The sequence below is a fragment of the Saccharopolyspora halophila genome (genome assembly GCF_039531955.1).
Classification (GTDB): Bacteria; Actinomycetota; Actinomycetes; order Mycobacteriales; family Pseudonocardiaceae; genus Saccharopolyspora; species Saccharopolyspora halophila.
The window spans coordinates 44467-63229 of sequence record NZ_BAAARA010000004.1 but is presented as its reverse complement, the minus strand read 5'-3'; the positions used below and the strand labels follow the sequence as shown (position 1 = coordinate 63229).

Genomic DNA, 18763 nt, shown 5'->3' with positions numbered 1-18763 from the left:
GCGCCGGCGAACGCACGCCGAACGCGATGCGGCCCGGCACCCTTTCGGGTACCGGGCCGCATCGGGCTGATGCCACGGGGTCCTTTCAGCGTGCGGCGGTAGTCGCCGCACGCTGAAATACCTCGCTACTCCTTGGAGCTACCGGAGGTCAGCTCCTGCGACTCCGCCTCGTGGCGGGCCCGCTCGAGCGCCTCGGTCTCCTCCGGCGGGTCGGGCCGCAGCAAGCTGCCCTCGACCGGCTTGCCGGCCGCGCCGAGCTGGTTCATCTTCTTCGGCACCGGAGCGCCCTGGTAGGGCAGCGGCTCCGGGTGGCCGTGGTCGTCCACCGGGCCGAGCGGCTGGTGGACCTCGATGAACTCGCCGTGCGGCAGGCGCTTGATGATGCCGGTCTCCACGCCGTGCTCCAGCACCTCGTGGTCACTGCGCTGCAGGCCGATGCAGAGCCGGTAGGTGAAGTAGTAGGCGATCGGCGGTGCCACCAGCAGACCGATCCGGCCTGCCCAGGTCATCGCGTTCAGCGAGATGTCGAACTGGAACGCGAGGATGTCGTTGACACCCGAGATCATCAGGATCATGAAGAAGGTCAGCGCCATCGCGCCCAGCGAGGTGCGAACCGGGTTGTCCCGCGGCCGCTGCAGCAGGTTGTGGTGCGCGTCGTCACCGCTGAGCTTGCGCTCGATCGCCGGGTAGAAGATCGCGACCGTGAAGATCATGCCCATGAACAGCACCGTCGGGAAGAACACCGCCGGAATCGTGAACGGGCCGAGGTAGACCTCCCAGGCCGGCCACAGGCGCGACGAGCCGTCCGTCCAGATCATGTACCAGTCGGGCTGCGAGGCCGCCGAGATCTGCGAGGCGATGTAGGGGCCCAGGTTCCAGATCGGGTTGATCTGGAAGACACCGGCCATGATCGCGCACACGCCCACGACGATCGCGAAGAAGCCGCTGGCCTTGACCGCGAACACCGGCATGATCCGCACGCCGACCACGTTGTTCTCGGTGCGCTTCACACCGGGGAACTGGGTGTGCTTCTGGTACCAGACCAGCGCCAGGTGCACCGCGACCAGACCCAGGATCAGCCCCGGCAGCAGGAACACGTGGAACAGGTAGAACCGCGGGATCAGGTCGGTGCCGGGGAACTCGGCGCCGAACAGGATCCAGTGGATCCAGGTACCGACCACCGGGATCGACATCGCGATGCCGGAGGCGATCCGGACACCGGTACCGGACAGCAGGTCGTCCGGCAGCGAGTAGCCGGTGAAGCCCTCGAACATGCCCAGGATGAACAGCGTGACGCCGATCATCCAGTTCGTCTCGCGCGGGCGGCGGAACGCACCGGTGAAGAACACGCGCAGCATGTGCGCGACGATCGCCGCCATGAACAGCAGGGCCGCCCAGTGGTGCAGCTGACGGGCGAACAGACCGCCGCGGACCTCGAAGGAGATGTTCAGCGCCGTCTCGAACGCTCGCGACATCTCCACGCCGCGCAGGTTGGTGAACGCGCCCTGGTACTCGACCTCCTGCATCGAGGGGTCGAAGAAGAACGCCAGGTAGGTGCCCGTGATCAGCAGCAGGATGAACGTGTAGAGCGCGATCTCACCGAGCAGGAACGACCAGTGCGTCGGGAAGACCTTGTTCAGCTGCCGCCGCATTCCGGGGGCCATGCGGTAGCGGCTGTCCAGCTCGTCGGCCGCCTCCGCCGCCTTGCTGTACAGCTTGCTCTCCCCCTTCGTGGGCGTGGTGATCGAACTCATGACTTGCGCTCCCAGTAGGCCGGTCCGACGGGCTCGATGAAGTCGTGCTTCGCCACGAAGTAGCCGTCCTCGTCAACCGTAATCGGCAGCTGGGGCAGCGCTCGCGTGGCCGGGCCGAAGACCGGCTTGGCATAGGTGTTGACCACGTCGAACTGCGACTGGTGGCACGGGCACAGCAGGCGACCGGTCTGCTGCTCGAACAGCGAAGTCGGGCAGCCGAGGTGGGTGCAGATCTTCGAGTAGGCGTAGTAGTCGCCGAAGTTGTAGTCCTCCTGACCCTTGCGCTTGACCGGCGAGGAGCCGGGGCGCAGGCGGATCAGCATGACCGGCGCGTCGCCGTTGCGCATCGACTTGATGAGCTCGTGCTCGTCGTGCCGCATGGACTCGCGGAACGGGAAGACGGTCTCGAAACCGCCCGCGTCGATGTCCTCCGGACGAACCAGCGAGACGTCGTGCGGGTTACCGGTGTCGCGACGCAGGTACGTCTTCTCGCCGTCCTCCTTCATCCAGCCGGTGTGCAGCAGGGAGGACTGCCCCTCCTCCGACCACGGGCTGCGGACCAGGCCGCCGAGGGCGAACACGCCCGCGCCGACGCCGAAGGCGCCGACGCCGAAGCCCGCGGTGCGCTTGATCATCGAGCGGCGCGCGATGCCGCTGCGCTCACCGGCGTCGGCCAGGATCGCGGCGGTGGTCTGGCGGTCCACCTCGCTGGAGGGGTGCCCGTCGTGCCGCTGCTGGATCGCGACCTCGTGCGGGATGAACTTCTTCTGGTACTGCACCACGCCGATGCCGACGGCCAGGATCGACAGCCCCAGGAAGAAGCCGATCAGCGGGTTGTACATCGAGTAGATGAAGTGCGCGGTCGGCTCCGACGGCGGCTGGTAGCTCCACGGCCAGAACACGAAGACCGCGATGAACGCCAGCGCGGACAGGCCCGCGATGACGAACCAGGCGGCCACCGACCGCTCGGCCCGCCGCTCCGCGCGGGTGCCCTTGACCGGCCAGTTGTCCTGGTACGAGTCGAGTTCGACGTCGTCGAGCGCCAGCCCGAGCCGCATCTTCTCGTCGCGGCTCATCTCGGCCAGCTCGGCCTCGGTGTAGTCCTTGTTCACTTCCTGCTCACTCATGCCCTGGCTCCGATCCACAGGGTGAGGCCGATCAGCGAGCCGAGTCCGACGACCCAGACCACCACCGTCTCGGGCCCCGGCCCGTAGCCGCCGAGGTCATTTCCGCCCGGGTTGTTGTTCCCGTTGCTCACGGACTTGACGTAGGCGATGATGTCCTTCTTCTCCTCCGGGGTGAGCTGCCGGTCCGAGAACTTCGGCATGTTCTGCGGGCCGGTGAGCATCGCCTCGTAGATGTCCTGCTCACTGGCCTCGTGCAGGTTCGGCGCGTACTTGCCGGAGGACATCGCGATACCCCTGCCGGTGAAATTGTGGCAGGAGGCGCAGTTCAGCCGGTAGAGCTCGCCGCCCCGGGCGGGGTCCCCGCCGCGCAGGGCCTCCCCCTTCTCCTCCGGGGAGTCCGGCCCGCCGCCGTGCGTCTCCACGTAGGCGGCCAGAGCGTCGATCTGCTCCGGGTCGAACTTCGGTGGCTTGCGCTCGGCCTGCGCTTCCTGGCGCACCATCGGCATCCGGCCGGTGGAGACCTGGAAGTGCACCGCCGCCTCGCCGACTCCGGTCAGGCTGGGACCGCGGTCCTCGACGCCTTGCAGGTTGGAGCCGTGGCAGGTGATGCATGCGTTGTTGTAGAGCTGCTCACCCTGCCTCACCAGAGCCGGGTCCGCCGCGGCGTGCGCGGTCTGCGGCTCGGGAGTCAAGACGGTGTACAGCCCACCGGCACCCACCAGCGCAATGCCCAGCGCCAGTACACCGGAGATCCGTCGCTTGAGCTTCGAGCCCGCGCGGTTCCGTTTCTTAGTGGTGGTCATGAGTGCGGCAACCCTTGCTGTCCGGTTCGGGTGTTCGGTCTCGGCTGACCGAGCAGCCATTCTGCTGGGACTCAAAGCCCCCTGACGTCACGGGATCAGGTAGATCACTGCGAACAGGCCGATCCACACGATGTCCACGAAGTGCCAGTAGTACGACACGACGATCGCGGCGATGGCCTGCGCTGGCGTGAACTTGCTGAGCTTAGTCCGCATGATCAGGAAGACGAACGCGACCAGTCCGCCGACCACGTGCAGCCCGTGGAAGCCGGTCGTCATGTAGAAGACCGTTCCGTAGGCCGACGACGCGATCGTGGTCGCGTGCTCGGTGATCAACTGGTAGTACTCACCGGCCTGTCCGATCACGAAGATCGTGCCCATGATCAGGGTGATTACGTACCAGCGGCGCAGGCCGAAAACGTCACCCCGTTCCGCCGCGAACACGCCCCACTGGCAGGTGAACGAAGACGCCACCAGGATGATCGTGAACGGGAGGGCGTAGGGGAGGTTCAGGTGAGTGGGCGGTGGAGGCCACTCGCCCTCGTTCTGCGCCTTCACCGTGAAGAACATGGCGAAGAGCCCAGCGAAGAACATCAGCTCGCTGGCCAACCAAACGATGGTGCCCACGCTGACCATGTTGGGGCGGTTCAGCGAGTGCACGCGTTGACTGATTGAGGGCGCTGCCGTTGTCACGCGACGCATTATGTCTTGCGGCTTTTCCCCTCGCGCCCTCGGGTACCCAACGGCACCCGAGGGTGATCGGATCGCGACCCGGAGGTGACAGAACGTGAAAGCTGTTCGCGCGATGCTGGCGTCGCTCGGACTCGGTGGCCAACGGCCCGGCAAGTCCCTGATCAGCGCTGATGACCCGACCCTCGAGGTGGTCGTGACCTCCTACGACGAGACCGAGGCGGCATCGGCAGCACTGGACCGGTCCAGCGGCTGGCGACCCGACGAACCGGCGGTGCTGCGCCACCACTTGGCCCTGCCATGTGACGTGATCGACACCGTGCGGCCGCTGCTGGCCCAGGACGACTGGGAGCTGCGCTCGGCCGAACCCGGATCGGCCACCGCTCCGGGCGATTCGGGCGCGTTCGTCGCAGTTCGGGTGCAGCAGCTCGATGCGTTGCATTGCTCACAGGAGAGCTCGCGGATGGCCTCGCTGGCGCAACGCCACGGCGGCCGCGCGCTCGGCTGGGACGCGCTGCAACCCGGCTTCAGCTGATCGGTTCGGGTCGGGCGACTACTGTCCGGGCCGGTCGGACAGCTAGCATTCGGGTCTGTTATCGCCCCGTGCTGCGCACCGGGTGCGGGTCCCGCGAGCTGCCGAGGAGCCAGTTGATGAGCACTTCGACCACGAACGTTCTCGTGTTCAGCCACCGCGCCGAGGTCCGGGAGGCGATCATCAACGCCGTCGGCCGGCGTCCCGCGCCCGACCTCCAACGGCTCAGCTACGTCGAGGCGAGCAACGTCGCCGACGTGCTCAGCGAGGTCGACGCGGGCAAGGCGGACCTGGTCATCCTGGACGGCGAGGCGCAGCCGACCGGCGGCATGGGCGTCTCCCGGCAGCTCAAGAACGAGATCGACGACTGCCCGCCGATCGTCGTCGCCGTGCGGCGCAAGGACGACCGATGGCTGGCCACCTGGTCGCAGGCCGACGCGGTGCTGGTGCACCCGCTCGACCCGCTGGCCGCGGCCGAGACGGTCGCCGAGGTGCTGCGCACCCGCGTACCGGCCTGAGAGGCTGGTGGCCGGACTCGTCGCGGGTGACAGCTGCCCGGACGCACCGCCGGGCTGCGGCATCCGGTGCGCGCGCACCCGAGCCCGACCACCCTCGTCCGCTACAACCGGGTCGGGACGGACGAGCCGCCGACGGTGCGCCCACCGCGGGCGCACCGCGATGTTTTGCAGACCCACAACCGACGGAGAAGATCGTGGGAACCATGTCGGGAAGTTGGGCAGAGCTGCTGGGCAGCCTGGTCGCGGGTTCGGACCTCTCCGCCGAGGACACCTCGTGGGCCATGGACCTGATCATGCGGGGCGAGGCGACTCCGGCGCAGGTCGCCGGCTTCGCGGTGGCGCTGCGCGCCAAGGGCGAGACGCCCGCCGAGGTGCGCGGCATGGCCGACGCGATGCTCGCGCACGCCGAGGTCCTGGACATCACCCAGCGCGCGGTGGACATCGTGGGCACCGGCGGCGACCGCAGCGGCAGCGTGAACATCTCCACCATGGCCTCGATCGTGCTCGCGGCCTCCGGCGTCACCGTCGTCAAGCACGGCAACCGCGCGGCATCGTCCAAGTGCGGGACCGCCGACGTGCTCGAGGAGATGGGCGTGGCCATCGACCTCCCGCCCGAGGGCGTGCGCGCGTGCGTCGAGGCGGTCGGCATCGGCTTCTGCTTCGCGCCGGTGTTCCACCCGGCCTTCCGGCACGCGGGCGGGCCGCGCCGGGAGATCGGCATCCCGACCGCGTTCAACGTGCTCGGCCCGCTGACCAACCCGGCGCGCCCGGAAGCGGGCCTGATCGGCTGCGCGGACCGCCGGATGGCGCCGGTGATCGCCGAGGTGTTCGCCGCCCGCGGCAACACCGCGCTGATCGTGCGCGGGGACGACGGGATGGACGAGATCACCACCACGGCACCGAGCACGGTGTGGGCCGTCAACGACGGCGCGGTCTGGCAGGAGCAGCTGGATCCGCAGGACTTCGGGATCGCCCGCGCGCGAGCCGAGGACCTCGCGGGCGGGGACGCGAAGCACAACGCCAAGGCCGTGCACGAGCTCCTGGCCGGCGCCAAGGGTCCGATCCGGGACGCGGTGCTGGTCAACGCCGCGGGCGCCTACGTGGCCTACGACGGCCCCGGAACGGACCTGGCCGGTCAGTTCAGCGCGGGACTCGAGCGCGTCGCCGCAGCCATCGACTCAGGCGCGGCGGCCGACCTCCTGAACCGCTGGGCCGCCACGTCCACCGGCCTGCGCTGAGCGCCGGGCCCTACTCCTCCAGGCCGATGGAGAAGGCCGCCTCGGTGTCCTTGCGGGAGTAGGAGCGGAAGGCGATGTGGGTGTCGGTGTCCAGGACGCCCTCCACCTTGTTGATCCGGCCGGGAACGATGTCGGCCAGGTCCTCGTGCTTGGGAACCCGCAGCATCGCGATCAGGTCGACATCGCCCGCGCAGGAGTACACCTCGTTCACCCCGTCGAGATCGGCGATCTCCTGGGCCGCCTCGGCGAGGCGGTCGGCGGCGGTCTGGATCAACACGATCGCGGTGATCACGACAAGAACCTCCTGCTGCAGCAAATCCGACACCAAGATCCTAGACCGCCACCCCACCCACCACAGGACCGCGCGCCACGGTGACAGTTTTGCCTAAAACTGCGCGGCTTCGGCGCCCGAAATGTCCGGAAAGCTTTAGGAGCCCTTGCAGAATGCGGCGGAGCCGCATGCGGTGCGGGCCTCAGCCGGCGCCGCTGCGGGTTCTCAGACGCCGCCGGGCGAGGACAGCCGCGACGCCGCGTAGGCCGCTACTCAAGGAGCGGATCCCGCAGCCCGGCGGCGTCTGAGGTTCCGCTCCCGGCACCGCCACGCAAACCCCAAACCGAAATGTCCTCTTGGGCAAAACTGTCAGCTCGCGGGTGGGGAGCTGAAAGAGCGGCCCCTCGGAGGTCCCGAGGGGCCGCTTTCGGTTCTCGCGTCAGTGCTCCGAGCGGCCGGTGTGGTACTCGAAGACGAGGCCCGCCGCCATGATCAGCACGAAGGCGACCGAGAAGACGATCATCCAGACGTGGAAGAACGCGAGCGCGATGCCGGCGAAGGCCGCTGCCGCGGCCAGACCGACCGGCCAGTAGCTGCCCGGGCTGAAGAAGCCGAGCTCGCCCGCGCCGTCGCTGATCTCCGCGTCCGGGTTGTCCTCCGGGCGGTCCTCGATCCGGCGCGCCACGAAGGAGAAGTAGCTGCCGATGATCAGCGAGAGGCCGCCGACCAGGATCAGGGCCACGGTGCCGACCGGCTCCTTGGCCCACCAGCCGTACACGACCGCAGACAGGAAGAAGAAAACGGTGATGATGTTGAAGATCTTGGATTCGACCTTCATGGAGTCCTCGCTCTCACGCCGTACGCCCCGTCGAGGGCACCCCTAGCTGTTGTTCACGCCCAGACCGGAGGGCTGGCCACCGGTGCGATCGGTGTTGAACGGAACACCGGTCACCGCGTGCGGCGTGCACAGCTCGCCGCAGTTCATCTCCTCGAGCGCCTCGGCCGCGGTGAACGGCCTGCCGGACTCCGGATTGACCCGCGTGCGCAGCTGCATGTACTGGTCGAACTTGTCCTTCGACAGCGCCCGGACCTCGAAGTTCATCATCGAGTGGTAGGTGCCGCAGAGCTCCGCGCACCGGCCAACGAAGGAGCCTTCCCTGTCCACGGTGTTCTGGAAGACGTTGTTCTGGTCGTTCTTCTCCGGGTGCGGGAAGGTGTCCCGCTTGAAGTGCCAGGCCGGGACGAAGAACGAGTGGATCACGTCCGTCGAGCGGATGTGGTACTCCACCCGCGAGCCCACCGGAACGACCAGCAGCGGGATCTCGCTGCTGCTGCCGACCGTGCGGACCGGCTGGCCGTCCGGCGTCTGGTAATCGGGGTAGTTGAACTCCCAGTTCCACTGGAACGCCACGACGTTGACCTGCTCGTCCGGGTTCTCCGGCGTGGCCAGCACCTTGTTCTGCGTCGTCGCGGTGAAGAAGAACAGCACCACGACCAGAACGAACGGAATCGCCGTGTACAGCAGCTCCAGCGGCAAGTTGTACTGGAACTGACGCGGCAGCTCGTCGTCGTTCTTCTTCTTGCGGTGGAACGCGACCGACCAGAAGATCAGCGCCCACACGATCACACCGACCGCGAGTGCAGCGATGACCGACCAGGTCCACAGGTTGCGCATCGCGTCGGCCTGAGGGGTGATTCCCTTCGGCCAACCGAACCGCAGGACCTCGTCAGTCGAGCAGCCAGTAGCCGCGACACCAACCAGGCCGATCAGACCAGCGACCTTGACCAGCCGTGGCACTCGGGTCCCCTCCTTCAGGCCCACTGCGCGACGCCTCCTCGTACAAACTTCACCGAAGCGGCTCGAGAGTCCCGCGGTCAGGCCGACCGCGGACCCGCCGCCGGAATCCTGCGCAGCAGCCTAGCCCAGGTGTAGCCGCAATACTGCTCCGGGGGCGGAGATCGTGACGCACACCCCGCGCGTGCAGCGCGCAGTCGCGGTGTCTGCATACTGGAACCCAGCCTTTTCCCCTCGACTCGGAGAGGTGCACCAGACGCGTGTGCGGCCTGCTTGGACTTGTTTGTCCCACCGAAGAGAACGCCGGTAACGCGGTCAACGCCGTGGCCAACGCGCTGCCGTGCCAGCGGCACCGGGGACCGGATGAGAGCGACACCTGGCAGGGCGGCGAGGCCGTGTTCGGCTTCAACCGCCTGTCGATCATCGACCTCGAGCACTCCCACCAGCCGCTGACCTGGGGGCCGCCGGAGAACCCGCGGCGCTACACGATCACCTTCAACGGCGAGATCTACAACTACCTGGAGCTGCGCGCCGAGCTCATCGAGCAGTTCGGCGCCCGGTTCGGCACCGACGGCGACACCGAGGTGATCGTCGCGGCGTACCACTACCTGGGCACTTCGATGGTCGGCAGGCTGCGCGGCATGTTCGCGTTCCTGATCTGGGACAACGAGCGCAAGGTCGTCTTCGGCGCCCGCGACCCGTTCGGGATCAAGCCGCTGTTCTACGCCAGCGGCCCCGGCGGCATCGCCTTCGCCAGCGAGAAGAAGAGCCTGCTGAACCTGACCAACACGCTGCGCATCCCCGAGGAGCTCGACCACAAGGCGATGCAGCACTACCTGGTGCTGCAGTACGTTCCCGAGCCCGAGACGCTGCACCGGCAGATCCGCCGGATCGAGTCGGGGACCTCGTTCACCGTGGCCCCGGGCGGGCAGCTGGTCACCGAGCGGTACTTCCAGCCGAACTTCCGCGCCCGGCCCGCCAACACCGACGCCGACGCCAAGCGGCTGCACAACCAGATCGTCGACGTGATGCGCGACTCGGTCGCCAAGCACATGCGCGCCGACGTCACGGTCGGCGCGTTCCTCTCCGGCGGCATCGACTCCACGGCCATCGCGGCGCTGGCCAAGGAGCACAACCCGAACCTGGTCACCTTCACCACCGGTTTCGAGCGGCAGGGCTACTCGGAGGTGGACGTGGCCGCCGAGTCGGCAGCGGCGATCGGGGTCAAGCACGTGGTGCGCACCGTCTCCGCCGAGGAGATGATGGAGGCGCTGCCGCTGATCATCTGGTACCTCGACGACCCGGTGGCCGACCCCGCGCTGGTGCCGCTGTGGTTCATCGCGCGGGAAGCCCGCCAGCACGTCAAGGTGGTGCTGTCCGGTGAGGGCGCGGACGAGCTGTTCGGCGGCTACTCGATCTACCGCGAGCCGCTGTCGCTGGCGCCGTTCGAGAAGGTCCCGGGCGCGCTGCGCAAGGCGATGGGCAAGGTCTCCACGCACATCCCGGAGGGCGTGCGGGGCAAGGACCTGCTGCGCCGGGGCGCGCTGGACCTGGAGGAGCGCTACTACGGCAACGCGCGCATCTTCCGGGACGACCAGCTGCGCGGCGTGATGCGCAGCTTCGATCCCGGCGTGTCGCACAAGGACGTGACCGCGGGCCCGTACCGGCAGTCGCAGGGCTGGGACCCGGTGACGCGGATGCAGCACACCGACCTGTTCACCTGGCTGCGCGGCGACATCCTGGTCAAGGCCGACAAGATGACCATGGCCAACTCGCTCGAGTTGCGGGTGCCGTTCCTGGACAACGAGGTCTTCCGGGTGGCCAGCACGATCCCGCTGGAGCAGAAGGTCACCGACGAGACCACCAAGTACGCGCTGCGCCAGGCGCTGTCCCAGGTGGTTCCCTCGCACGTGCTCAACCGCCGCAAGCTCGGCTTCCCGGTGCCGATCCGGCACTGGCTCAAGGACGAGATGCACGACTGGGCGCGCAACATCATCCAGCAGTCGCAGACCGATCACCTGCTGGACCGCTCGGCGATCCTGCAGCTGCTGGAGGAGCACCGCTCCGGCGTGCTGGACCACAGCCGCCGGCTGTGGGCGCTGCTGGCGTTCATGATCTGGCACGCGATCTTCATCGAGGGCCGCATGCAGCCGGAGGTCCCGGAGCCGCACTACCCGGTCCGCCTCTGAAGCTCGACCGAGAGCAAGAACGGCCTGTTCCCCGCTGGGAGCAGGCCGTTCTTGCTCGAACGGGGGAAATCGACCGGCTCCTGCTGGTGAGCCGGACCGGCGCGTTGGATCATGCCTCGCGATGTTTCCCGCCACGAATGGAGACGCGGTGCCCTCGAACCCGGAAGCCCTCCGCGACCAGCCGACCGCCGATCAAGCGGCGGATCCGCGCGACGCGGGTCGCGTCGCCCGCGAACGCGACCAGGCCGTCCACGAGCTCCTCGAGCTCGAGCACGCGGCGACGGAAGGCCCCCAGGTCCCGCGACAGGCGTGATCCCGCGGATCAGGCGCCGATGGCCAGCCAGACAGCGGTGTTCGCGGGCAGCTCTCCGGTCCAGGTTCCGGAACCGTCGCTGCGAACGAGCAGTTCACCCGGCAGGTCCAGGACGACCGGCGAGTCGCCGAAGTTGGTCGCGCAGGCGAAGCCGGGATCCCGGCTGAAGGCGAGAACGCCGTCCGGCGCGTCCAGCCAGGACAGCTCCCCGTCACCCAGCGCCGGGTGCTCCCGGCGGATCGCAAGCGCCGCGCGGTAGGTCGACAGGGTGGAATCCGGGCTGCCCGCTTGAGCCTGGACCGCGGATCCGGCCCAGCTCGCCGGGATCGGTAACCAGCTCGCCGCCGCGCTGAAGCCGAACGGCGGCTCGTCTCCCGACCAGGGCATCGGGACCCGGCAGCCGTCCCGCCCCGGATCGGTGCCGCCGGAGCGGTGCCAGATCGGGTCTTGGCGGGCCTCGTCCGGGAGGTCGAGGACCTCGGGCAGGCCCAGTTCCTCGCCCTGGTAGACGTAGACCGAGCCGGGCAGGGCGAAGCTGAACAGGGCCGCCGCGCGGGCGCGTGCGCGGCCCCGCGCGCCATCGCCGTAGCGGGTGACCGGACGGCGAACGTCGTGGTTGCCGAGGACCCAGGTCGTGGTGGCCCCGACCCGCGCGGTGGTGGCCAGCGACTCGGTGACCACCGAACCGAACTCCGCCGCGGACCAGGGTGCTTCCAGCAGGGCGAAGTTGAAGGCCTGGTGCAGCTCGTCCTCGCGCACGTAGCGCGCCAGCCGTTCGCTGGTGGAGGCCCACGCCTCGGCGACGCCGATCCGCCCGCCCGAGTAGGAGTCGAACAGCTGCCGCCAGTCGCGGTAGATCTCGTGCACCTCGTCCTGGTCGAAGTACGGCAGCTCGCCCTTGCCCAGCAACGCGATCTGCTCGTCCAGACCTGTGTCGGGCAGGTCCGGGTGCTTGATCATGCCGTGCGCGACGTCGATGCGGAATCCGTCCACCCCGCGATCCAGCCAGAACTTCAGCACCTTGCGGAAATCCGCGCGGACCTGCGGGTTCCGCCAGTTCAGGTCGGGCTGCTCGGGTGCGAACAGGTGCAGGTACCACTGCCCGTCCGGGAGCCTGGTCCAGGCGGGACCGCCGAAGATGGATTCCCAGTCGTTGGGCGGCAGCTCGCCGTCCTGCCCGCGGCCGTCGCGGATCAGGTAGCGATCGCGGGCCTCCTCCCCCGGCTCGGCGGCCAGCGCCTCGGCGAACCAGGCGTGCCGGTCCGAGGTGTGGTTGGGCACGATGTCGACCAGCACCCGCATCCCGGCGGCGTGCGCCTGCTGGAGCAGCGCGTCGAAGTCCGCGAGGCTGCCGAACAGCGGGTCCACGTCGCAGTAGTCGGCCACGTCGTAGCCGCCGTCGGCCATCGGGGACGGGTAGAACGGGGTCAGCCAGATCGCGTCCACCCCGAGCTCGGCCAGATGCGGCAACCGCTCGCGCGCGCCGGCCAGATCGCCGACGCCGTCTCCGTCGCCATCGGCGAAGCTGCGCACGTAGATCTGATAGACGACGGCATCACGCCACCAGGACATGCTCTCGGGCTCCTTTCAGAATGCGGCGGAGCCGCATGCGGTGTGGGACTCGGCTCGCGCCGCTGCGGGTTCTCAGACGTCGTCGGGTGAGGACAGCCGCAGCGCCGCGTAGGTGGCCACTCGAGTCGCGGATCCCGGAGCCCGACGGCGGCTGAGGTTCCGCTCCTCGCGCCGCCACGCAAACCTCAAACTGAAAAATCTCCTGAGCACCCCTCAAATCTCTCGGGTCGATTCGCGGACGATCAGATTGGGCCGGAACATGCGGCTGAAGCTGGTGGAGGCGCCCTCGGCGGTGTCCGGATCGAGCTGGCGCAGCAGCTCGTCGACCGCCGCCGCAGCCATGTCCCGGATCGGCTGCGCGAGGGTGGTCAGCGCGGGCTGGCAGTAGGCGGCCATCGGGATGTCGTCGAAGCCGACCACCGAGATGTCCTCCGGGGTGCTCAGCCCGCGGCGCTTGGCCTCCCCCATCGCGCCCAGCGCCATCACGTCCGAGGAGCACAGCACCGCGGTCGGTTTCGGGCCGTCGAGCAGCCGCGCCATCGCCTGGGCTCCTCCGTCGGCCGAGAACGCGCCGTGGGCGACCAGCTCGGCCTCCGGTTCCACACCGGCCTCCTCCAAACCCGCGGCCCAGCCCGCGCGCTTGAGCCGGGAGGGCAGCGCCCGGGCCGGGCCGCTGACGAAGCCGATCCGGCGATGCCCCAGGTCCAGCAGGTGACGGACGGCGGTGTGGCCCGCCAAGTGCTCGTCGACGGTGATGTCCGGGACGTCCAGGCTCGGCGCACCGCCGTTGATGAACACCATCCGCACGCCGTCGCGGCCGAGTTCCTCGTAGTAGCTGCGGCTGCGGCGCTCGTCGTTGTCCGGGTTGGCGATCTCCGGGGAAACGAAGATCATCCCCTCCACGCCGCGCGCGAGCAGCATCCGGACGTATTCCTTCTCGGTCATCGCCGCCCGGGTGTTGCACAGCATCGAGGCGTAACCGGCTTGCGAGGCGCGGCTTTCCACGGCCTCGGCGAAGGCCGGGAAGACCGGGTTGGACAGCTCCGGGACCAGCAGGCCGAGCACACCGGTGCGGCGCAATGCCCCTACGCCGCGAGCGGTGTGCGGCATCTGGTTGAGCACCTCGAGCACCCGCTGGCGGGTCCCGTCGGCGATCCCGCCCTTGCGGTTGAGCACTCGGCTCACCGTGGACACGCTCACGCCCGCTTGCCGGGCGATTTCGGCCAGATCCGCCACCTGTCGCTCCGCTCGTTCTCGATGCCGTCGCGAACATCCTGCACGCGATCGCAATAATTTGCAAACCATCGACATCCCAACGGACCTGAATATTTCCTTCCGCCTCTCCAAAAACCTTGACTTCAGTCACATATTGGGTATGCAATCGACTGCCAGATGTTCGCAAAAATTTGCAAACAGGAGGTCGGGATATGAGACCCGAGGCCACGGTCATCGCCGCCCTGGGCCTGGTCGGCTCGCTCACCCTCGCCGGGTGCGGTGGCGCGGAGAGCAACGCGAACGAGGTCGTGTACTGGGACACCAGCGGCTCCGCGGAGAGCGAGGTGTTCCGACAGGTCGCCGCCGAGTGCGAGAAGTCCGGCGACTACGACGTGCGGGTCGAAACGGTCTCGTTCGACCAAGCGCTGAACAACTACAAGACCGCCGCGCAAGGCGGCCAGGGACCGGACGTGCTGCGCGCCGACGTCGGGTGGATCTCCCAGCTGGCCGAGGCCGGGCTCATCCAGGACCTCTCCGGCACCCCGCTGGCCACCGATACCGCCGACTACCTGCCGAAACCCCTGGAATCGACCAAGTACCAGGGCAAGACCTACGCGGTCCCGCAGGTCACCGATTCGATGGCGCTGTTCTACAACAAGCGCAAGCTCGCCGAGGCCGGCGTCGAGCCGCCCGAGAGCTGGGAGGACGTCAAGCGGATCGCACCGAAGCTCGGCGGCGAGAACGCGTTGTTCATCAACAACGACGAGTACTACGCGCTGCCGTTCCTCTACACCCACGGCGGCGACCTGGTGGACACCGAAGCCAAGGCGATCACGGTCAACTCGCCGGAGTCGGTGCGCGGCATCCGGATCGCCAAGGAGCTGCTCGACGCGGGCGCGGCGCGCACCGCGCTGGACCAGCCCAACTCCTACAGCAGCATGAAGACGGCCTTCACCAGCGGCGAGGTCGCGATGGTCATCGACGGCCCGTGGGCGGTCCCGGAGTACACCGGATCGGCCGCTTTCTCCGACCCGAAGAACCTGGGCATCGCCCCGATCCCGGGTTCGGCTACCCCCTCGCCGGTCGGCGGGCACGACTACGTGATCCGGCAGGGCAGCGACGCCACCGAGGCATCGCAGCAGTTCATCCGGTGCATGAGCAGCACGCGGAGCCAGGCCAGGATCGCCGCCGAGCTGGGGCTGCTGCCGACCCGCAGCTCCGCCTACGAGGACCCGGACGTGGCCGACAACCCGATCGTGCAGGCGTTCAAGCCGCTCGCGGCCGCCACGCACAGCCGCGCGTGGATCCCGGAGAACAACGAGCTCCTCGAACCGCTGCAGACCGCCTACGCCGACATCCTGGCAGGCCGCCAGGACCCGCAGCAGGCGCTCGACGGGCTGGCGGACAAGTACAAGAGCACGGTCCTGCCCGACTACGCGAAGCGCTGATCGACGATGCGGAACTTCCTCGGCCGCCACTGGTTCGCCTTCGCGATGGTGCTGCCAGTGATCGCGGTGCTGGCGCTGCTCGTGGTGCTGCCGCTGCTGCAGGGGCTGTACTTCACCTTCACCGACATCAACGACACCAACATCGCCAACCCGATCCTGGACCGGGAGGCGACCTACGAGTTCCTCGGCTGGCAGAACTACGTCAACGTGCTGTCCGGCTCGGCGGCCTACGGCTCGTTCTGGGCGACGCTGCTGCGCACGCTGATCTGGACCTTCGCCTGCGTGGGCTGCCACTACGGCATCGGCATGGGACTGGCGCTGCTGCTCAACCGGCGGGTGCGCGGGCGCGGCGTCTACCGGGTGCTGCTGATCCTGCCTTGGGCGGTGCCGGTGTTCATCAGCGCCTTCGCCTGGCGCTACCTGCTCAACTCCGAGTACGGGCTGGTCAACTGGGCCCTGGAGGCGGTCGGGTTGCCCGGGCAGGTGTGGCTCGGGCAGTCGAACCTGGCGCTGCTCTCGGTGATCGTGGTCAACGTGTGGCTCGGCGTGCCCTTCATGATGGTCGCGCTGCTGGGCGGGCTGCAGGCGATCCCCTCGGACCTGTACGAGGCCGCCGACATGGACGGCGCCACGGCGTGGCAGCGCTTCACCAACGTCACGCTGCCCGGCCTGCGGCCGGTCTCGTCCACCGTGGTGCTGCTCGGCGTGATCTGGACGTTCAACATGTTCCCGGTCATCTACCTGATCACCGGGAACAACCCGCACACCCGGATCCTGGTGACCTACGCCTTCGAGCGGTTCTTCTCCGGTGCCACCAGGGATTACGCCATCGCGTCGACCTACGGCGTGCTGATCCTGTCGGTACTGCTGGTGTTCGCCGCGATCTACCGCCGCGCGATGGTGCGGCAAGGGGAGGTGCTGTAGGTGAGCCTCGACGTGGCGACACCGCGCCCCGAGACGACCCGTCCGGCCGCCCCGGCGGCGAGGCCGCGGCGATCGCGCTCCCGGCTGGCCAGCGCCGGACTGCACGGCGCGCTCGCACTGGCCTCGCTGATCGCGGTGTTCCCGGTGTTCTGGGTCGTGGTGGTGTCGTTCAAACCGAACGAGAAGGCGATCGCGGCGACCCCGTCGCTGGTCGACGAGTCGAGTTTGGACAACTACCGGGACGTGCTCGCCGGCGCCAAGGGCGCCTTCCTGACCTGGTTCGGCAACTCGGTGCTCATCGCGGGGCTGACCACGGTGCTCGCCGTGCTGCTGGCGGCGTCCACGGCGTACGCGCTGAGCCGCTTCCGGTTCCCCGGCAGGCACTGGCTGCTGCTGTCGTTTCTGGTGGTGCAGATGTTCCCGTTCGCGGTGCTGATCGTGCCGCTGTACAACATCCTGCTCAAGCTGGGCCTGCAGGGCAGCGCGCTCGGGCTGGTGCTGGTCTACTGCAGCACCGCGATCCCGTTCTGCACCTACATGCTCAAGGGCTACTTCGACGGGATCCCTGCCGATATCGACGAAGCGGGCCGGGTCGACGGGCTCAGCCCGTTCGGCGTGTTCTGGCGATTGGTGCTGCCGCTGGCCCGGCCGGGGCTGGCGGTCACGGCGTTCTACTCGTTCATCGTGGCCTGGAGCGAGGTCGCCTTCGCCTCGGCATTCCTGTCCGCTTCGGACGAGTCCAAGACGCTGGCCGTGGGGCTGCAGGTGTTCGTGCAGCAGAACCGGGCCGAGTGGGGCCACCTCGCCGCGGCCTCGGTGCTGGTGGCCATCCCGGCGGTGGCGGTGTTCTACGCGGTCCAGCGCTTCCTGGTCAGCGGCCTGTCCGCGGGCAGCGTGAAGGGCTGACCGGTTCGCGGGAGGTCCGGACGCCGGCTCCGGACCTCCCGCGAACCGTCTCACCGACCGGGAGCATCGCGTGCGTGTTCGCGCTGCCCGGCGTGACGTCCCGTTGCGAGCGGCTTCGCGGGATTACGCTGGTGCCGTGACGGTTTTCCGAGTGAATCGGCCATTGGTCCTCGACGGCGGGCTGGCCACCGAGCTGGAGGCGATGGGCCACGACCTCGCCGACCCGCTGTGGTCGGCGCGCTTGCTGGCCGACGCCCCGGAGGAGATCGTCGCCGCGCACGCGGCCTTCTACCGCGCGGGGGCGGACATCGCCACCACCGCCAGCTACCAGGCCTCGTTCGCCGGTTTCGCCGACCGGGGCATCAGCCGCACCGAGGCCGAGCGCCTGCTGCACCGCAGCGTCGAGCTGGCCCGGCTGGCCGGTGAGGTGGAGGCGGGCGAGACGCGCATCGTGGCGGCCTCCATCGGTCCCTACGGCGCCACGCTCGCCGACGGATCCGAGTACCGCGGCAACTACGGGCTGAGCAAGCGGCAGCTGCGCGACTTCCACCTGCCGCGCATGGAGGTGCTCGCCGAGTCCGGGCCGGACATCCTCGCGCTGGAGACCATCCCGGACGTGACCGAGGCCGAGGTCCTCGTCGAGGCCGCCGCCGAGGTCGGCGTCCCGGCCTGGTTGTCCTACACCGTCGACGGCGGCAGGACGCGGGCCGGCCAATCGCTGACCAGTGCCTTCGCGCTGGCCGAATCGGACGCGATCATCTCGGTCGGGATCAACTGCTCCGCGCCCGACGAGGTCCTGCCCGCGCTGGAGACCGCCCGCGCGACCACGGCGAAACCGCTGATCGCCTACCCCAACAGCGGCGAGTCCTGGGACGCCGACCACCGCACCTGGATCGGAGCCACCCATCTCTCCGCCGACCAGGCCCGCGAGTGGCGCACCGCCGGGGCCAAGATCATCGGCGGCTGCTGCCGGGTGCCGCCGGAGGAGATCACCGCCCTCGCCCACGCGTTGACCACGACCTAGCGGTCAGCCCGGCCGCCACCACGCGGACTCGACGCGCGCGAACGGCCGGACACCGCGCGGCGGACTGAGCCGGTGGACCTCGATGCCGAATCGCCCTTCGACACCGATTACCTGCACTCCTACCGCGCCGGGATCGACGCGCGAGCTGCGGCCGAAGCCGACCTGAGCCGACAAGCCGCTCCACCTCGCCCTCGGCCCACGGGCGGCTGTCCGAACCGCTGACCGCCCGCGGGTGCCGAGTGACCGGTCCGACGCCTGGGCGCACTTTCTCGACATCGCGCGACGGCCGCACCCGGCAGATCCCCTTCGCGGTGCGGCTGCACACCGCTCCGGAGCTGCCACGCCCGGCTGCTCCGCGCGGGAGTTCGCCGCCCCCGGGTTCAGCGGCGAGGACGCCGAGCCGCTGGCCGCCGCGCACCCGACGGATGATCGTCACCACCACTCGCC

General features: G+C 68.8%; 19 protein-coding genes. 8 read left to right on the top strand and 11 right to left on the bottom strand.

The features are described 5' to 3' along the window. Window positions 1-125: 125 nt before the first annotated feature. The 4 genes from qcrB to ctaE form a co-directional block, all read right to left on the bottom strand. Entirely contained in the window at window positions 126-1754 is a 1629-nt protein-coding gene (gene qcrB, locus ABD289_RS07830) for a cytochrome bc1 complex cytochrome b subunit (RefSeq protein ID WP_344128245.1), read from the bottom strand. Further along, complete coding sequence (gene qcrA / locus ABD289_RS07825) at window positions 1751-2881, bottom strand: cytochrome bc1 complex Rieske iron-sulfur subunit (RefSeq protein WP_344128242.1); 1131 nt, start codon at window positions 2879-2881, stop codon at window positions 1751-1753. Before qcrA ends, qcrB begins: the two co-directional genes overlap by 4 nt. After that, window positions 2878-3684, bottom strand: a complete 807-nt coding sequence (qcrC, locus tag ABD289_RS07820; RefSeq protein WP_344128240.1) for a cytochrome bc1 complex diheme cytochrome c subunit — start codon at window positions 3682-3684, stop codon at window positions 2878-2880. Before qcrC ends, qcrA begins: the two co-directional genes overlap by 4 nt. A gap of 87 nt (window positions 3685-3771) precedes the next feature. Continuing rightward, window positions 3772-4383, bottom strand: a complete 612-nt coding sequence (ctaE, locus tag ABD289_RS07815; protein ID WP_344128237.1) for an aa3-type cytochrome oxidase subunit III — start codon at window positions 4381-4383, stop codon at window positions 3772-3774. Window positions 4384-4468: 85 nt separating this feature from the next. On the opposite strand from ctaE, the gene ABD289_RS07810 reads away from it, so the two are divergent. The 3 genes from ABD289_RS07810 to trpD all read left to right on the top strand — a co-directional run bounded on the left by ABD289_RS07810 (window position 4469) and on the right by trpD (window position 6659). Then, complete coding sequence (locus ABD289_RS07810) at window positions 4469-4906, top strand: hypothetical protein (RefSeq protein WP_425564611.1); 438 nt, start codon at window positions 4469-4471, stop codon at window positions 4904-4906. Between the two features lie 116 nt (window positions 4907-5022). Next, window positions 5023-5421 (top strand): response regulator, encoded by a 399-nt coding sequence (locus ABD289_RS07805; RefSeq protein WP_344128235.1) that lies wholly within the window; start codon window positions 5023-5025, stop codon window positions 5419-5421. A 203-nt stretch (window positions 5422-5624) separates the two neighbouring features. Continuing rightward, window positions 5625-6659, top strand: coding sequence for an anthranilate phosphoribosyltransferase (gene trpD, locus ABD289_RS07800; protein ID WP_344128233.1), 1035 nt, complete (start codon window positions 5625-5627; stop codon window positions 6657-6659). 10 nt (window positions 6660-6669) lie between these two features. Here trpD and ABD289_RS07795 read toward each other — a convergent pair whose 3' ends face one another. The 3 genes from ABD289_RS07795 to ctaC form a co-directional block, all read right to left on the bottom strand. After that, the gene (locus tag ABD289_RS07795; RefSeq protein WP_344129160.1) at window positions 6670-6951 is read right to left on the bottom strand and encodes an Lrp/AsnC family transcriptional regulator; all 282 of its coding nucleotides are present in this window, start codon (window positions 6949-6951) and stop codon (window positions 6670-6672) included. A 418-nt stretch (window positions 6952-7369) separates the two neighbouring features. Further along, the gene (locus ABD289_RS07790) at window positions 7370-7768 is read right to left on the bottom strand and encodes a cytochrome c oxidase subunit 4 (protein WP_344128230.1); all 399 of its coding nucleotides are present in this window, start codon (window positions 7766-7768) and stop codon (window positions 7370-7372) included. A gap of 42 nt (window positions 7769-7810) precedes the next feature. Beyond that, window positions 7811-8752 (bottom strand): aa3-type cytochrome oxidase subunit II, encoded by a 942-nt coding sequence (gene ctaC, locus ABD289_RS07785; protein WP_344128228.1) that lies wholly within the window; start codon window positions 8750-8752, stop codon window positions 7811-7813. 233 nt (window positions 8753-8985) lie between these two features. Here ctaC and asnB point away from each other — a divergent pair, with 233 nt between their 5' ends. After that, window positions 8986-10914 carry an asparagine synthase (glutamine-hydrolyzing) gene (gene asnB / locus ABD289_RS07780; protein ID WP_344128226.1) on the top strand — a complete coding sequence of 643 codons (1929 nt, stop codon included), beginning with the start codon at window positions 8986-8988 and terminating at the stop codon, window positions 10912-10914. A gap of 109 nt (window positions 10915-11023) precedes the next feature. Here the strand turns inward: asnB and ABD289_RS07775 are convergent, their stop codons facing one another. The 3 genes from ABD289_RS07775 to ABD289_RS07765 form a co-directional block, all read right to left on the bottom strand. Beyond that, on the bottom strand, window positions 11024-11188 hold the full coding sequence (locus ABD289_RS07775) for a hypothetical protein (RefSeq protein WP_344128224.1): 165 nt from the start codon (window positions 11186-11188) through the stop codon (window positions 11024-11026). 48 nt (window positions 11189-11236) lie between these two features. Continuing rightward, window positions 11237-12799: a glycoside hydrolase family 13 protein gene (locus tag ABD289_RS07770; protein WP_344128222.1), complete on the bottom strand. Its 1563-nt coding sequence runs from the start codon at window positions 12797-12799 to the stop codon at window positions 11237-11239. A 213-nt stretch (window positions 12800-13012) separates the two neighbouring features. Then, window positions 13013-14035, bottom strand: a complete 1023-nt coding sequence (locus tag ABD289_RS07765; protein ID WP_344128220.1) for a LacI family DNA-binding transcriptional regulator — start codon at window positions 14033-14035, stop codon at window positions 13013-13015. A 191-nt stretch (window positions 14036-14226) separates the two neighbouring features. Here ABD289_RS07765 and ABD289_RS07760 point away from each other — a divergent pair, with 191 nt between their 5' ends. From ABD289_RS07760 to mmuM, 4 genes are all read left to right on the top strand, one after another. Continuing rightward, window positions 14227-15462, top strand: a complete 1236-nt coding sequence (locus ABD289_RS07760; RefSeq protein WP_344128218.1) for an extracellular solute-binding protein — start codon at window positions 14227-14229, stop codon at window positions 15460-15462. Between the two features lie 6 nt (window positions 15463-15468). Continuing rightward, on the top strand, window positions 15469-16386 hold the full coding sequence (locus tag ABD289_RS07755) for a carbohydrate ABC transporter permease (protein WP_344128216.1): 918 nt from the start codon (window positions 15469-15471) through the stop codon (window positions 16384-16386). Further along, the gene (locus ABD289_RS07750) at window positions 16387-17292 is read left to right on the top strand and encodes a sugar ABC transporter permease (protein ID WP_425564609.1); all 906 of its coding nucleotides are present in this window, start codon (window positions 16387-16389) and stop codon (window positions 17290-17292) included. A gap of 151 nt (window positions 17293-17443) precedes the next feature. Further along, a complete protein-coding gene (gene mmuM / locus ABD289_RS07745) occupies window positions 17444-18316 on the top strand; it encodes a homocysteine S-methyltransferase (protein WP_344128214.1) in 873 nt (290 codons plus the stop codon). A 3-nt stretch (window positions 18317-18319) separates the two neighbouring features. Here the strand turns inward: mmuM and ABD289_RS07740 are convergent, their stop codons facing one another. Further along, complete coding sequence (locus ABD289_RS07740) at window positions 18320-18490, bottom strand: hypothetical protein (protein WP_344128212.1); 171 nt, start codon at window positions 18488-18490, stop codon at window positions 18320-18322. Window positions 18491-18763 lie beyond the last annotated feature (273 nt).

Excerpts from the sequence above, each read along its gene's own strand:
- qcrB (WP_344128245.1), bottom strand. The coding sequence starts at position 1,754 with ATGAGTTCGATCACCACGCCCACGAAGGGGGAGAGCAAGCTGTACAGC.
- qcrA (WP_344128242.1), bottom strand. The coding sequence starts at position 2,881 with ATGAGTGAGCAGGAAGTGAACAAGGACTACACCGAGGCCGAGCTGGCC.
- qcrC (WP_344128240.1), bottom strand. The coding sequence starts at position 3,684 with ATGACCACCACTAAGAAACGGAACCGCGCGGGCTCGAAGCTCAAGCGA.
- ctaE (WP_344128237.1), bottom strand. The coding sequence starts at position 4,383 with ATGCGTCGCGTGACAACGGCAGCGCCCTCAATCAGTCAACGCGTGCAC.
- ABD289_RS07805 (WP_344128235.1), top strand. The coding sequence starts at position 5,023 with ATGAGCACTTCGACCACGAACGTTCTCGTGTTCAGCCACCGCGCCGAG.
- trpD (WP_344128233.1), top strand. The coding sequence starts at position 5,625 with ATGTCGGGAAGTTGGGCAGAGCTGCTGGGCAGCCTGGTCGCGGGTTCG.
- ABD289_RS07790 (WP_344128230.1), bottom strand. The coding sequence starts at position 7,768 with ATGAAGGTCGAATCCAAGATCTTCAACATCATCACCGTTTTCTTCTTC.
- ABD289_RS07770 (WP_344128222.1), bottom strand. The coding sequence starts at position 12,799 with ATGTCCTGGTGGCGTGATGCCGTCGTCTATCAGATCTACGTGCGCAGC.
- ABD289_RS07760 (WP_344128218.1), top strand. The coding sequence starts at position 14,227 with ATGAGACCCGAGGCCACGGTCATCGCCGCCCTGGGCCTGGTCGGCTCG.
- ABD289_RS07755 (WP_344128216.1), top strand. The coding sequence starts at position 15,469 with ATGCGGAACTTCCTCGGCCGCCACTGGTTCGCCTTCGCGATGGTGCTG.